Source organism: Streptomyces sp. NPDC096013 (assembly GCF_044763565.1).
Lineage (GTDB): Bacteria > Actinomycetota > Actinomycetes > Streptomycetales > Streptomycetaceae > Streptomyces.
Genome location: NZ_JBIWGK010000006.1, coordinates 130,344 through 144,717, shown reverse-complemented (window position 1 = coordinate 144,717; position 14,374 = coordinate 130,344). Strand labels below are relative to the sequence as shown.

The following is a 14,374-nucleotide window of genomic DNA, read 5'->3' as shown; positions in this document are numbered from 1 at the left end:
GACGTCCGGGCTCCGGCCCCGGACGTTTCACGTGAAACACTCCCCGATCCGCGAAGGCTGGATGAACGACGATGCATCGGTACAGGTCCCACACCTGCGGCGAGCTCCGCGCCTCTGACGTCGGCACCGACGTCCGGCTGAGCGGCTGGCTGCACAATCGCCGAGACCTGGGCGGCATCCTCTTCATCGATCTGCGCGACCACTACGGCATCACGCAGCTCGTCGCCCGCCCCGGCACACCCGCGTACGAGGCCCTCGACAAGGTGACCAAGGAGTCGACGGTCCGCGTCGACGGCAAGGTCGTCTCCCGCGGCACGGACAACGTGAACCCGGATCTGCCGACCGGTGAGATCGAGGTCGAGGTCGGCGAGGTCGAGCTGCTGGGCGCCGCCGCCCCGCTGCCCTTCACGATCAACACCGAGGACGGGGTCAACGAGGAGCGGCGCCTGGAGTACCGCTTCCTGGACCTGCGCCGCGAGCGCATGCACCGCAACATCATGCTGCGCTCCTCCGTGATCGCCTCGATCCGCTCGAAGATGGTCGCCCTCGGCTTCAACGAGATGGCCACCCCGATCCTGTCGGCGACCTCCCCCGAGGGCGCGCGCGACTTCGTGGTCCCGTCCCGTCTGAACCCGGGCAAGTTCTACGCCCTTCCGCAGGCGCCGCAGCAGTTCAAGCAGCTGCTGATGATCTCCGGCTTCGACCGCTACTTCCAGATCGCGCCCTGCTTCCGCGACGAGGACGCCCGCGCGGACCGCTCGCCGGGCGAGTTCTACCAGCTCGACGTCGAGATGAGCTTCGTGGAGCAGGAAGACGTCTTCCAGCCCATCGAGAAGCTGATGACGGAGCTGTTCACGGAGTTCGGCGGCGGCAAGGAGGTCACCTCGCCGTTCCCGCGCATCCCCTTCCGCGAGTCGATGCTGAAGTACGGCTCCGACAAGCCGGACCTGCGCGCCAAGCTCGAACTCACCGACATCACCGACGTGTTCGAGGGCTCGGAGTTCAAGGCCTTCGCCGGCAAGCACGTGCGCGCGCTGCCGGTGCCGGACGTCTCGGCGCAGCCCCGCAAGTTCTTCGACCAGCTCGGCGACTTCGCGGTCACCCTCGGCGCGAAGGGCTTGGCCTGGGTCCGCGTGACCGAGGACGGCTCGCTGACGGGCCCGATCGCGAAGTTCCTCACCGAGGAGAACATCGCCGAGCTGACCAAGCGCCTGTCGCTGGCCCCCGGCCACGCGGTGTTCTTCGGCGCGGGCGAGTTCGAAGAGGTCTCGAAGATCATGGGCGCGGTCCGCGTCGAGGCCGCCAAGCGCGCGGGCCACTTCGAGGAAGGCGTCTTCCGCTTCTGCTGGATCGTCGACTTCCCGATGTACGAGAAGGACGAGGAGACCGGGAAGATCGACTTCTCGCACAACCCGTTCTCGATGCCGCAGGGCGGTCTGGAGGCCCTGGAGACCCAGGACCCGCTGGACATCCTGGGCTGGCAGTACGACATCGTCTGCAACGGCGTGGAGCTGTCCTCCGGCGCGATCCGGAACCACGAGCCCGACATCATGCTCAAGGCCTTCGAGATCGCGGGCTACGACCGTGACACCGTCGAGGAGCAGTTCGCCGGCATGCTGCGCGCGTTCCGCTTCGGCGCCCCGCCGCACGGCGGGATCGCCCCCGGCGTCGACCGCATCGTCATGCTGCTCGCGGAGGAGCCGAACATCCGCGAGACGATCGCGTTCCCGCTCAACGGCAACGCGCAGGACCTGATGATGGGCGCGCCGACGGAGCTGGACGAGGCGCGTCTGCGCGAGCTGCACCTGTCGGTGCGGAAGCCGCAGCCGAAGTAGCAGCACCAGGCAGGCGAGGGGGCTCGAAACCGACGACGGTTTCGAGCCCCTTTCGTATGCCACAGGATTCACAGCGCATTCTCATGTTCATGTCAGGTCGGGCGCCTCTAGCGTCCCCGGCATGACGGATTCCCCAGTACCCCCCATGGATTCCCCCGTACCCCCCACGGATTCTGAAGTCCCCAAGGTCAACGGGCAGTTGGCGCGCCGTACGGTCCTGGTGGCCGGAGGCGCGGCGGTGACGGCGGTGGGCGTCGGCGGCGCGCTGGCGGCGAACGCCTCCGCGCAGGAGGCCATCCCGGCGGCCGCGAGCCCGACGGCGGACACCTGCTACACGCTCACCTCGGAGCTGGTCGAAGGCCCGTACTACATCGACGCGGACAAGCTCCGCCGCGACGTTACGGAGAACCAGGAGGGCATCCCGCTCACCCTCGACCTCACCGTGATCGACGCCGACACGTGCAGACCCCTGCGCAACGCGGCCGTCGACATCTGGCACTGCAACGCGACCGGCGTCTACTCCGGCTACGAGGCGGGCGGCGGCGGTGGCCCGGCCCCCACGGGCCCGCCGCCGTCCGGCACCCCGACCGGCACCCCCACGGGCGGCCCGCCCGGCGGCGGCGGAGGCCACCAGGAACCCACCGACGACGACCGCTTCCTGCGCGGCACCTGGCACACCGACCGCCACGGCCACGTCACCTTCAGGACGGTCTTCCCCGGCTGGTACCAGGGCCGTTGCGTCCACATCCACGTCAAGGTGCACGTCGACGGCACATGGACGGACGCGGGCTACGAGGGCGGCCACACCTGCCACACGGGCCAGCTCTTCTTCGACGAGAAGTCGGTGCTGGCGACGTCGGTCCTGGAGCCGTACGTCTCCAACACGGCGACCCGCACGACCCTCACCGAGGACGGCATCTACCCGCAGAACGGCCACGAGGGCGGCCTGCTGTACCTCCAGTACGACAGGCGGCGGATCGGGCGGGGCGTACGGGCGCGGCTGACCCTGGGGGTGGCGCCGGACGAGACGCACGACGGGTCGGACGGCGGGGGACCGGGAGGCCCGGGCGGGCCGAGCACATCACCGTCGGCGTCACCCTCGCCCTCGGAGGCCTGACCGAACCCACGGCCCCGTACGCCCACCCCACCCCGCCTCCCCACCATGGAGACCTCGCAGCGGACCCACAGGGATATCGATGTGCCTGCACAGAGGCAGGGCGTGTCATGGACGTACGGGGCCGGAACCGACCGGCCCGTGCCATGTGAAGGCCTGGAGGCAGCGATGGGATACGTCGTGCTCGCACTGCTGTTGATCGCCGGGGCGGCGTTCGCCGTCGCCATGCAGCGTCGCTCGCACCGGGTCCGGGACCGGTCCGACGTCTCCGACCTGGACGCGGAGGCCGAGGCCAGCGGCTGGGTACTGCGCCTCGGCGCGAGCCTGTCGGTCCCCGAGGCACGCCTCTGGTCGGGCGCCGGCGAAACAGCCACCCGAGCCCTGACCGCCGCCGCGGAATGCCACCGCACCGCCGGCACCCGCCTCTCCGAGGCCCACACGGCGGCGGAGTACGCGGAGGCGACCCGGGCGGCGAAGGAGGGGCTCGCGCATGTCGCCGCGGCGCGGGCGGCGCTGGAGGGCCGGCCGGCGCTGGCGGACTCGGCGGCGTAGGCGCGGCCAGAGGGTGAGCGACGCTCCGGCCCACGCCGGCCGGGGCAGGTCGCGCGGACGAAAAAATCCACGGACCGACGGCAACCTTCTCGATCCCCACGGCTACTGAGGAGTCGTAACCCCCTCACCGCACACAGCAGTTAAGGACTCCCCCGTGGCAACCCCCTCCCACCGCCGTTCACTTCGCACGCGCCGCAGCATCGTCGTCACCGCCGCCTCGGTCGTCGCGGGTGTCGGCGCCGGCTTTCTCGTGCTGAACGCCAACGCGGCCGGTACCTCCGTCGATCTCGCCCACCAGACCCTTGCCGCGAAGGACGGCTGGGCGTCGTCCGGGGCCGGGACGACCGGTGGGGCGAAGGCCGATGCCGCGCACACCTTCACCGTGAGTACGCGGGCGCAGCTCGTGAAGGCGTTGGGGTCCGCCAGTGACACCACCCCGCGGATCGTCAGGATCAAGGGGACGATCGACGCCAACACCGACGACTCGGGCAAGAAGCTGAGCTGCGCCACCTACTCGGCCGGGACCGGGTACGCGCTGGCCGCGTATCTCAAGGCCTTCGACCCGGCCACGTACGGAACCTCCAAGCTGCCCTCGGGGAAGCAGGAGACCGCGCGGGCCGCCGCGCAGGCCAAGCAGGCAAAGAACATCGTGTTCCGGGTGCCGGCCAACACGACCGTCGTGGGCGTGCCCGGCACGCACGCCGGGATCACCGGCGGCACGCTCCAGATTCAGAGCGTCGACAACGTCATCGTGCGGAACCTGACCTTCGCCGCCACCCAGGACTGCTTCCCGCAGTGGGACCCGACGGACGGGGACAGCGGCAACTGGAACTCGCAGTACGACGCCGTCACCCTGCGCGGCGCCACGCACGTGTGGGCCGACCACAACACGTTCACCGACGCGCCCGGACTCGACACCGCCGACCCCACCTACTACGGCCGCCAGTACCAGATCCACGACGGCGACCTCGACATCACCAAGGGCTCGGACCTGGTGACCGTCGAGCGCAACCAGTTCACCAACCACGACAAGACGATGCTCATCGGCGCCAGCGACTCCGACAGCGTCGGCAAGCTCCGCGTCTCCATCCACCACAACGTGTGGAAGGGCATCGTGCAGCGGGCGCCGCTGGCCCGGATCGGGCAGATCCACCTCTACAACAACTTCTACGACACCACCGGCCTCAACGGGTACGTCCTCCAGTACAGCGTCAACTCGCGCGCCAAGGCGCAGGTCGTCGCCGAGGACAACTACTGGAGGATTCCCGCGGGCCAGAAGACGAGCAAGCTGTTCAGCGGGGACGGCACCGGGTCGATCGCCGGGGGCGGCAACCTCGTCAACGGCACCGCCACCGACCTCGTCGCCGCCTACAACGCCGCCCACTCCAAGAAGCTGAAGACGACCGTGAACTGGACCCCGACCCTCACCGCGGGCCTGGAGACCTCCGCCAAGAACCTGCCGACAGAGCTGGCGACCACGACCGGGGCAGGCGTCCTGAACTAGCCCGCCGCGAAGGGCTGTTGCCTCAGAGCAGCCAGAGCAGCCCGCGCCCGCCCAGGGCCGCGGCCACGACCGCCGCGGCCCTCCATCTCCTGCCGGCCGTCCGTGAGTTGCCCATACGAGTCCCCTGCGCCTGGGGCGGGAGGGGACTCGGCCGGCCGCTCAGGTGTCGTACGTGCCGTCCCACGGCGGTCCGAAGGCGTGCCGGTCCGGATACAGCTCGGCCCAGCCGCCCTCCTCGTCCTCCTCGACCAGCAGGCCGAACAGGACGCCGTCGACGGTGCGTTGGAAAGGGCGGATCGCGATGTTGGTGTAGCTGCGGCGAGGGAGGGCGCGGAGCAGTTTCGCCAGGTGGATACGGGCCTGCGAGAGGACCGAACCGTCGCCGTCCGGGGCGCTCTGCTGCTGCGCCCACGTGCCGGCGCACCAGATCTCCGAGTCGCGGTACCGGCCCGCGGGGTCGAAGGTGTGGAGCACCGTGTAGAGACGTTTCTGCTCTTCCCAGCCGTCGTCGGGGCGGAAGCCTTGGGGAAACGCGTAGGTGACCGACGCCAGGAACTGGCCGTCCGCGTAGCGGCCGACGGCACCGCTGCGTTGGTTCGGCTCGTAGGCGATCGGGATGACCTCGGGGACTGCCATGGCGGAACCCTACGGGTTCGCGCCGACCTGTCTGCGACGGGGTCGGTCAGCGAGACTGCGCCCAGGACTCATTCCGTACGGTCGGCCAGGCGTGGGAAGAGAGCGGCGCCCTTCGACACCGGGGAGCCGGGCGGGAGTCGACGCCAGTCCGCGGCCTGTCCGATCCGCTGGTCGCGCAGCGGGCCGAGGGAGGCCGAGGCGCCGAGGGAGTCCCACAGGCGGCCCGAGGTCTCCGGCATGACGGGTTCCAGGAGGACGGCGATCGCGCGGAGGGAATCGGCGGCCGTGTAGAGGACCGTGGCCAGGCGGGTGCGTGCCTCGGGGGAGTCGGACGTGGCGGTCTTCCAGGGTTCCTGGTCGGTTAGATAGCCGTTGACCTGGCGGATGAAGTCGAAGACGGCCAGGATGCCGCCCTGGAAGTCGAGTTGGTCGCCGATACGCCGGTCGGCTTCCGAAGCCGCTTTCAGCAGAGCCGACTTGAGGGCGCGCTCCGGCTCGGTCTCCTCCCCCGGGGCGGGCAGGACACCGTCGAAGTAGCGGGCGGTCATCGCGGTCACCCGGGACGCCAGGTTGCCGTAGCCGTTGGCGAGTTCGCTGGTGTAGCGGGCGGTGAAGTCCTCCCAGGAGAAGGAGCCGTCCTGGCCGAAGGCGATCGCGCGCAGGAAGTACCAGCGGTAGGCGTCCACGCCGAAGTGCGCGGTCAGGGTCTTCGGGCCGATGCCGGTCAGGTTCGACTTGGACATCTTCTCGCCGCCCACCAGCAGCCAGCCGTTGGCGGCGATCCGGCCCGGCAGCGGCAGGCCGTTGGCCATCAGCATCGCCGGCCAGATCACCGCGTGGAAGCGGAGGATGTCCTTGCCGACGAGGTGGACGTCGGCGGGGAAGGTCGCGCCGAACTTCTCCGGGTTCTCGTTGTAGCCCACGGCGGTCGCGTAGTTGAGCAGCGCGTCGACCCACACGTAGATCACATGCGACTCGTCCCAGGGGACCTTGACGCCCCAGTCGAAGGTCGAGCGGGAGATCGAGAGGTCCTGGAGGCCCTGGCGGACGAAGTTCACGACCTCGTTGCGGGCGGAGGCGGGCTGGATGAAGTCGGGGTGGGCGTCGTAGTGGGCGAGGAGACGGTCGCCGTACTCGCTCAGCCGGAAGAAGTAGTTCTCCTCCTTGAGGAGTTCCACCGGGCGGCGGTGGATGGCGCACAGCGGGGTGCCGTCCTCGGCCTCGATCAGCTCGCCCGGGAGCTTGTACTCCTCGCAGTACACGCAGTACGGGCCCTCGTAACCACCCTTGTAGATCTCGCCCTTGTCGTGCAGATCCTGCACGAACTCCTGGACGCGGTCCGTGTGCCGGCGCTCCGTCGTGCGGATGAAGTCGTCGTTCGCGATGGCGAGATGGGACCAGAGCGGCTTCCAGGACTCCTCGACCAGACGGTCCGCCCACTCCTGCGGGGGCACGCCGTGCGCCTCCGCCGTCCGCAGGATCTTCTGGCCGTGCTCGTCCGTGCCCGTGAGGAACCAGACGTCCTCGCCGCGCCGGCGGTGCCAGCGGGCGAGGACGTCCGCGGCCACGGTGGTGTAGGCGTGGCCGAGGTGCGGGGCGTCGTTGACGTAGTAGATCGGGGTGGTGACGTAGTACGTCATCGGGTCGCCGTCGTCAGGCCTGGACCTGGTCGCCGCCGAACCGCTCCTTGTACGTCTCCAGGTCCTCGTCCGTGAGCTTCGCGAAGAGGACCGGGGGAACCGTGAAGGGGGTGCCGGCGGGGACGCTCGACAGGGCGCGGGCCTCGTCCGCGGACACCCAGGTCGCGGTGTCCTCGGGGAGCGCGAACGCCGCGCGCATCGCCGCGGACGACGACGGGATGAAGGGTTCCGACACCACCGCGTAGAGGTGGATCAGGTTCATCGCCGTACGCAGCGTGAGGGCGGCGGCCTCCGGGTCGGTCTTGATCTCCAGCCAGGGGGCCTTCTCCTCCAGGTAGGAGTTGCCCGCCGACCACAGGGCGCGCAGCGCCGCCGCGGCCTTGCGGAACTGGAGGGCCTCCATCTGGGTCTCGTACTCGGCGAGCAGACCGGCGATCTCCTCGCCCAGCTTCGCCTCCGCGGGCCCGGCCTCCGTGCCCGCCGGGACCTCCTCGCCGAAGCGCTTCTTCGAGAACGACAGGACGCGGTTGACGAAGTTGCCCAGGGTGTCCGCCAGGTCCTTGTTCACCGTCGCGGTGAAGTGCTCCCAGGTGAACGACGAGTCGTCGGACTCGGGGGCGTTGGCGATGAGGAAGTAGCGCCAGTAGTCCGCCGGGAGGATGTCCAGGGCCTGGTCGGTGAAGACACCGCGCTTCTGGGACGTGGAGAACTTGCCGCCGTAGTACGTCAGCCAGTTGAAGGCCTTGACGTAGTCGACCTTCTTCCACGGCTCGCGGATGCCCAGCTCGGTGGCCGGGAACATCACCGTGTGGAACGGGACGTTGTCCTTCGCCATGAACTCCGTGTAGCGGACGGTTGCGTCGCTCTCGTACCACCAGGACTTCCAGTCCCGCGTCTCACCGGCGGGCGCCGCGTCCGACCATTCCTTCGTCGCGCCGATGTACTCGATCGGGGCGTCGAACCAGACGTAGAAGACCTTGCCCTCCGCCGCCAGCTCCGGCCAGGTGTCGGCCGGGACCGGGACGCCCCAGTCCAGGTCGCGGGTGATCGCGCGGTCGTGCAGGCCCTCGGTGAGCCACTTGCGGGCGATCGAGGACGCCAGCTGCGGCCACTCCTCCTCGTGGGCCGCGACCCACTCCTCGACCTCGTGCTGGAGCTTCGACTGGAGGAGGAAGAGGTGCTTGGTCTCCCTCACCTCCAGGTCCGTGGAGCCGGAGATCGCCGAGCGCGGGTTGATCAGGTCGGTCGGGTCCAGGACGCGGGTGCAGTTCTCGCACTGGTCGCCGCGGGCCTTGTCGTAGCCGCAGTGGGGGCACGTGCCCTCGACATAGCGGTCCGGGAGGAACCGGCCGTCCGTGGGCGAGTACACCTGGCGGATCGCGCGCTCTTCGATGAAGCCGTTCTCGTTCAGGCGGCGGGCGAAGTGCTGGGTGATCTCGCGGTTCTGCGGGGACGAGCTGCGGCCGAAGTAGTCGAAGGCCAGCGCGAAGCCGTCGTAGACCGCCTTCTGCGCGTCGTGCGCCTGCGCGCAGAACTCCGCCACGGGGAGGCCCTGCTCCTTGGCGGCCAGTTCCGCCGGGGTGCCGTGCTCGTCCGTCGCGCAGATGTACAGGACCTCGTGGCCGCGCTGGCGGAGGTAGCGGGCGTACACGTCCGCCGGGAGCATGGACCCCACCATGTTGCCCAGGTGCTTGATTCCGTTGATGTACGGAAGGGCGCTGGTGATGAGGTGTCGAGCCATCGGGGGCTGCTCCCAGGTCGGTCTGTCGGTGTGGCTTCTGGTCGTGCTTGCGAACCTTGAAATCGTAGCCGACATGGGTGTGCCGCCCGCCTCCCGTTTTACGGGGTGAGAAGCGGGCGGCACAGGGCCTGCGGATACTGCGGGGTGCTGCGAGGTGCTGCGAGGTACGGCCGGGTGGTGCGTCGTGCTTACGGGCGCCAGTCGATCAGTACGCCGTCGTAGAGCTCCGCGTCCGTGAGCTCCAGGGGGGTCGGGCCCGCGTGGAAGAAGGCCGTGTTGTCGGTCTTCAGCTTGCGGAGGTAGTCGAAGGCCTTGTTGTCGTGGTCGCCGAACGCGACGAACGAGAAGAACACGGAGGCGTGCGACTTCGCGGCGTCGGTGAGGGACTGGGTCGCCGGGGTCTTCGCGTCCGGGGCGCCGTCCGTCTGGAAGACGACGAGGGCGGGGGTGCCGGGGGTGGCGTTCTTGTCGTAGTGCGTGAGTACGGCTTCTACGGCGGCGTGGTAGCTGGTGCGGCCCATGCGGCCGAGGCCGGCGTGGGCCGCGTCGATCGCGTTCTCGGGGGAGGTGGGGGTGAGGTCTGTCGTGCCGTCGACTTCGGTGGAGAAGAAGACGACGTGGACGGTGGGGGTGGGGTCGGGGTCCAGGTGGGTCGCCAGGGCGAGGGTCTGGTCGGCGAGGGCCTGGGCGGAACCGTCCTTGTAGTACGGGCGCATGCTCGCGGAGCGGTCGAGGACGAGGTAGAGCTTCGCTCGGGTACCGGTGAGGTTCGCCTTGGCGAGAGCGGCGGCGGCGGAATCCCGGCCCACGGCCTCGGCTACGCCTCCGGCCGCGACGGTTTCCCCACCCGCACCGCCCGTGACGGTCTCGTCGTCGGGTGCGGGTGGCCCCTGTGGGGCGGACTCGCCGTCGGCGGCCGCGGCCGTGACTGCGTCGGCTGCCGCGACGGGTGCGAGGACGGGGGTGGGCTCCGCGACGGGTTCCGGCTCACTCTCGGCAACCGGCTCCGCCTCAACCGCAGCCGCAGCCGCAGCCTCCGGCTCGGCTTCAGCCTTCGGCTCCGCCGCGACCGGCGTCACCTCGGGCTCGGTCTCGGCGACCGGCTCGGGCGTGACCTCAGCTTCCGGCTCGGCAACCGGCGTCACCTCGGGCTCGGTCTCCGCGACCGGCTCGGGTGTCACCTCAGCCGCAGGCTCAGCAACCGGCTCCGCCGCGACCTCGGCAACCGGTGCCACCTCGGGCTCGGTCTCGGCGACCGGCGCGGATACAACCTCCGGCGTCACCTCAGCCGCAGGCTCAGCCTCCGGCTCCGCCGAGACCTCGGCCACCGGCTCGGGCGTCACCTCGGCGACCGGCGTCACCTCCGGCTCGGTCTCGGCGACCGGCGCGGACACAACCTCCGGCGTCACCTCAGCCGTAGGCTCGGCCTCTTCCTCTGCCTTCGGCTCAGTGACCGGCTCCGTGACAACCGCCTCAACCTCGGCGACCGGCTCGGCCTCGGCCTCCGGCGTCACCTCAACCTCGGCGACCGGCTCGGCCTCGGCCTCCGGCGTCACCTCAACCCCGGCGACCGGCTCGGCCTCGGCAATCGGCGTCACCTCTGCCTCGGCAATCGGCTCCGGCTCGGTCACCGGCTCCGCCGTGACCTCCGCAACCGGCTTCGGCGCGGCCTCGTCGCCGATCCCGCTACCCTCCGCCCCCTCGACGGACGTCGCCGGCTTCGGGACGGTCACGTTGTCGAAGGCCGCTGCGACGAGGTCGTGTTCGTCGTCGTCCTCCAGGGGGGAGGCCGGGCGGGGTTCCGGGACCGTTACCGCAGGTGAGGGGGTCGGTGTCGACGTGAGGTCGGGTTCGGTGGACGGGGACGGGACCTTGGCGTCCGGTTCCGTGGTGGTCGGTGGCTCGTGCGAAGGAGTGCGTTCCGCACCCTCTGCTTCGGCGGCACGCTCCTTGCGTGACCTGCCGAATGCGTTCCGCAGGAGAGTGAGAATGCCCATGTGCGCAACCCTTCGCGTGAGTTGAAGCCCGTCAATCCCTGGCCAGGACGGACACGTAAGGTTAGCGGCCTCAGACGGCGATCTTAGGCAGGGTCGGGGCGCGTGAGACGCCGTCCGTCAACACCTCGTGTTTCGAGGGCCACTTCGCTCACCCGTTCACCGGCGTGTTCACCGCCGCGGACGACTGTTCCCCCGCCGACCCGTTCACCCGCCGTTCATCCCGACGCGGCCCCCGTGGCCGGTACTCAACTCCCCCGCGTCTCAGTGCGGCGACGCGATCGCCCGTGCCGCCGCCACCTCCTGCCGCAGCGGTTCCAGCACACTCTCCGCCGGGCCCGTCAGCTCCGTGCGGACCTCCACCAGCACCTCCGACTGCCGTACGCCCTCCGCCAACTCCCGCAGCTGACGCGCCACTTGGGTCACCTCGGCCGGTGACGGCTCAGGCGCCCCGTGTTTCACCCGTACCCTCGCCGCCGTCGTCGCGTCGACGATCCGCTCCACGGCGACGACCAGCGGCAGCCAGCCCGCGGCGAGGCGGCCGGTGGGCGGGGGTTCGGTCAGGGCGCGCTGGAACTCCGTACGGATGACGGAGAGGTCGCGGTAGAGGCGGCGCCGCATACGCGCACGGGCCGCCGGGTCGGCCTCCGCCTTCGCGACGACACCCTCCGAGACGAGACCCTCCCCGAGGACACCCCCCGCGACCACACCCCCCGCGGACAAGGGAGCGGCCGTGCCGAACGCCGACTCCACGTACGTCGCCGTGTCCGCCACCGCCTCGGCCAGCCGGTCCCCCACCCGGGTGTGCCAGCTCTCCGGCCAGAGGAGGTAGCCGGCGACCAGCGCGATCCCGCAGCCGATCAGGGAGTCCACCAGGCGGGGGAGGAGCAGGGCCGTGCCCTGGTGGTTGAGGATGTCGGAGAGGAGGAGGATCACCGGGGTGATCGCGGCCGTCTGGTAGCCGTAGCCCCGGGGTGTGAGGGCCGGGATCAGCGGGGCCAGGAGGAGCAGCACCAGGACGTCCCACCAGCCGCGTGAGACCGCCGACAGCACCGCCGCCGCGATGACCAGGCCCACCACCGTGCCGAGTGCGCGCAGCAGGGCCCGGGAGAAGACCGAGCCGAAGTCGGGCTTCAGGACGAAGGTGATGGTCAGGGCGACCCAGTAGGAGCGGGCCACGGGGACCGTCGAGACGAGGATCTGGGCGAGGCCGATGCAGACGGCGAGGCGGAGGCCGTAGCGCCAGGAGCCGGAGGACAGCAGGACGTTGCGGGCGGCCCTGGCGGCGCGGATGCGGAGGGCGGCCGGGCGGCCGAGGCGGTCGTCGATGCCTCCCGGGTCCACGTCCGGGGCCGTCACCACCTCGGCCGCGTGGCGCAGGGCGTGGTCGACCGCGCGGGTCGTCTTGCCGGTGGGGGTGGGGAGGTCGAGGCCTATCGGGCCGGTGTAGCCGGTCTCCACGGCGTGGGCGAGGTGGCGGACCGTGTCGCGGATCTGCGGGGGGAGCGGCCGGCCGGACTGGTGGACGGCCGGGGCCGCCTCGACGACCGGGGTGATGGCGTTCAACTGGGCCAGCAGGCGGGTGAGTTCGGGGCTGTTGCCGTGGTGGCGGGCGCGCCGGGCGAGGACGAGGTCGTAGGACTGGTTGAGGGACTGGGTGACGGCCCGGCGGGCCGCGTCGTAGCCGGCGGTGGGGTCGTCGCCGCAGGTCGCGAGGAGGTCGGCGACGGTGCGGTAGGTGTTGGCGACCGCCGCACGTTCCGGGATTCCGGAGCGCAGCGGCCAGGCCAGCAGGGCGAGCAGGAGGACGAGGAGGCCGCCGCCGGACATCAGGGCGGGAGCCACCCACCAGGCGCCGGGGAGCGGGAGGCCGGCGCCGATCACCGCGTTGAGGAGCAGCAGCAGGCCGGCCACGGAGGCCACCGCGCCGATCGTCGAGATCATCCCGGAGACGAGCGCGATGCCGGTGAGCGCGGCCACCGCCCACCAGCCGTGGCCGTAGGCCGCCGCGCCGAGGGTGACGCCGATCGCGCCGAAGAGCTGGGGGATCGCGATGTTGAGGATGCGCATGCGGTACGCGTCGGCGGTGTCGCCGATGACGCCGGAGAGGGCGCCCATGGAGGCGAGGGCGCCGTAGGCGGGCTGCCCGAGGGCCAGGCCGATGGTGAGGGGAAGGGCCATCGCCACGGCGGCGCGGGCGACGGCCGGCCGGTTGAGGGGGGCTTGCTGGGGTTGGAGGTTCCTCACCAGCCAGTCGGGGGGTGTGAGGCCGATGGGAAACTCGCGGGACATACGCCCATTATGGGCGGCCCCTCCGCTTATCCGTGCTGGTGAAGTGTGATGTCGACCAGTAGCGCGCGGTGGTCGGTGTGGGCGAGGTCGAGGAAGCGGGCGCTGTTCGTGGAGAAGTCCGGGGACAGCAGGACGTGGTCGATCTGGGTGCCGAAGGTGGGGGCCCAGCGCTCGGGCCAGCTCGGGGTGCGGTCGTGGCCGGCCATGCGGGCGCCGTCGCGCAGACCGGTGTCCAGGATGCGGCGGAAGGCCGCGTGGTCCTGGGAGGAGTTGAAGTCACCGGCGAGGACGGTGGGGGTGGTGGGGTCGGCGGCGGCGAAGGCGCGGAGCCGTCCCAGTTCGCGCTGCCACAGGGCGACCTGGCGGGGCAACGGCGGCATGGGGTGGGCGAGTTGGAGCCGCACGGGGTGGCCGCTCACGTCCGCGACCGCGCCGGGCATGCCCATCGTGCCGGTGACGCCCCGCGTGCCCTTGAGCGGGAAGCGGCTGAGGATGACCGACCCGTGCGACCCGGCCGCCGCCACCGCCTGCCGGTAGGGGAACCCGGTGCCGAAGTCCCGCCGCAGGGTGGCCTGGCAGGTGTACTCGCACTCCTCGACGAACACCACGTCGGGCCGCTCCCGCCGGATCACCGGTACCAGCGACCCGGTCCCCCGCCCGAACTCGACGTTCGACGTCAGCACCCGGAACTCCGTGACCGCGGGCCCGCTCGGCTCGGCGCTCTTCCCGTACGGCTCGATGAACCAGGCCAGCAGCCCCAGCAGCGCGACACCCCAGACCAGGCCGAGCCGCCAGCGGGAGAACAGGGCGAGGAGCAGTCCGAAGCCGGTCGGGACCAGCAGCCAGGGCAGGAACGCCAGGAGTTGGGGGACCGGGGTGATGCCGTCGGTGTCCGCGGTGCGGCAGCCGACGACCACGCTCACGCCCGTGAACAGCAGCCCGGCGCACCAGCGCCAGAAGCGGCGGGCTCGGTGGCGTTCGGGCACGAAGTCGGAGGCGAGCCACTCGGTCGTCGCGGTGCCCAAGTGATGACCTTCCGGTCTTGGGAGCAGGTGTCCGAATCATC

Annotated in this window: 10 protein-coding genes; 4 read left to right on the top strand and 6 right to left on the bottom strand. The window is 70.8% G+C overall.

What is annotated here, in order from left to right; genetic code table 11:
• Window positions 1-71 precede the first annotated feature (71 nt).
• The 4 genes from aspS (at window position 72) to ACIRB1_RS21445 (ending at window position 5,005) form a co-directional block, all read left to right on the top strand.
• Entirely contained in the window at window positions 72-1,835 is a 1,764-nt protein-coding gene (gene aspS / locus ACIRB1_RS21460) for an aspartate--tRNA ligase (RefSeq protein WP_403466598.1), read from the top strand.
• A 145-nt stretch (window positions 1,836-1,980) separates the two neighbouring features.
• Window positions 1,981-2,952: an intradiol ring-cleavage dioxygenase gene (locus tag ACIRB1_RS21455; protein WP_403466831.1), complete on the top strand. Its 972-nt coding sequence runs from the start codon at window positions 1,981-1,983 to the stop codon at window positions 2,950-2,952.
• A 165-nt stretch (window positions 2,953-3,117) separates the two neighbouring features.
• Window positions 3,118-3,501, top strand: a complete 384-nt coding sequence (locus tag ACIRB1_RS21450) for a hypothetical protein (protein ID WP_403466597.1) — start codon at window positions 3,118-3,120, stop codon at window positions 3,499-3,501.
• 154 nt (window positions 3,502-3,655) lie between these two features.
• A complete protein-coding gene (locus ACIRB1_RS21445) occupies window positions 3,656-5,005 on the top strand; it encodes a polysaccharide lyase family 1 protein (RefSeq protein WP_403466596.1) in 1,350 nt (449 codons plus the stop codon).
• Between the two features lie 159 nt (window positions 5,006-5,164).
• Here ACIRB1_RS21445 and ACIRB1_RS21440 read toward each other — a convergent pair whose 3' ends face one another.
• From ACIRB1_RS21440 to ACIRB1_RS21415, 6 genes are all read right to left on the bottom strand, one after another.
• Entirely contained in the window at window positions 5,165-5,641 is a 477-nt protein-coding gene (locus ACIRB1_RS21440) for a hypothetical protein (protein ID WP_403466595.1), read from the bottom strand.
• A gap of 68 nt (window positions 5,642-5,709) precedes the next feature.
• Window positions 5,710-7,281 (bottom strand): methionine--tRNA ligase, encoded by a 1,572-nt coding sequence (gene metG, locus ACIRB1_RS21435; RefSeq protein ID WP_403466594.1) that lies wholly within the window; start codon window positions 7,279-7,281, stop codon window positions 5,710-5,712.
• A gap of 13 nt (window positions 7,282-7,294) precedes the next feature.
• Window positions 7,295-9,022, bottom strand: a complete 1,728-nt coding sequence (gene metG / locus ACIRB1_RS21430; RefSeq protein WP_352179972.1) for a methionine--tRNA ligase — start codon at window positions 9,020-9,022, stop codon at window positions 7,295-7,297.
• A 188-nt stretch (window positions 9,023-9,210) separates the two neighbouring features.
• The gene (locus tag ACIRB1_RS21425) at window positions 9,211-11,019 is read right to left on the bottom strand and encodes a VWA domain-containing protein (protein ID WP_403466593.1); all 1,809 of its coding nucleotides are present in this window, start codon (window positions 11,017-11,019) and stop codon (window positions 9,211-9,213) included.
• Between the two features lie 261 nt (window positions 11,020-11,280).
• On the bottom strand, window positions 11,281-13,308 hold the full coding sequence (locus ACIRB1_RS21420; RefSeq protein ID WP_403466592.1) for an FUSC family protein: 2,028 nt from the start codon (window positions 13,306-13,308) through the stop codon (window positions 11,281-11,283).
• A 26-nt stretch (window positions 13,309-13,334) separates the two neighbouring features.
• A complete protein-coding gene (locus ACIRB1_RS21415) occupies window positions 13,335-14,333 on the bottom strand; it encodes an endonuclease/exonuclease/phosphatase family protein (protein WP_403466591.1) in 999 nt (332 codons plus the stop codon).
• Window positions 14,334-14,374 lie beyond the last annotated feature (41 nt).

Excerpts from the sequence above, each read along its gene's own strand:
- ACIRB1_RS21455 (WP_403466831.1), top strand. The coding sequence starts at position 1,981 with ATGGATTCCCCCGTACCCCCCACGGATTCTGAAGTCCCCAAGGTCAAC.
- ACIRB1_RS21440 (WP_403466595.1), bottom strand. The coding sequence starts at position 5,641 with ATGGCAGTCCCCGAGGTCATCCCGATCGCCTACGAGCCGAACCAACGC.
- metG (WP_352179972.1), bottom strand. The coding sequence starts at position 9,022 with ATGGCTCGACACCTCATCACCAGCGCCCTTCCGTACATCAACGGAATC.
- ACIRB1_RS21420 (WP_403466592.1), bottom strand. The coding sequence starts at position 13,308 with ATGTCCCGCGAGTTTCCCATCGGCCTCACACCCCCCGACTGGCTGGTG.
- metG (WP_403466594.1), bottom strand. The coding sequence starts at position 7,281 with ATGACGTACTACGTCACCACCCCGATCTACTACGTCAACGACGCCCCG.
- ACIRB1_RS21450 (WP_403466597.1), top strand. The coding sequence starts at position 3,118 with ATGGGATACGTCGTGCTCGCACTGCTGTTGATCGCCGGGGCGGCGTTC.
- ACIRB1_RS21425 (WP_403466593.1), bottom strand. The coding sequence starts at position 11,019 with ATGGGCATTCTCACTCTCCTGCGGAACGCATTCGGCAGGTCACGCAAG.
- aspS (WP_403466598.1), top strand. The coding sequence starts at position 72 with ATGCATCGGTACAGGTCCCACACCTGCGGCGAGCTCCGCGCCTCTGAC.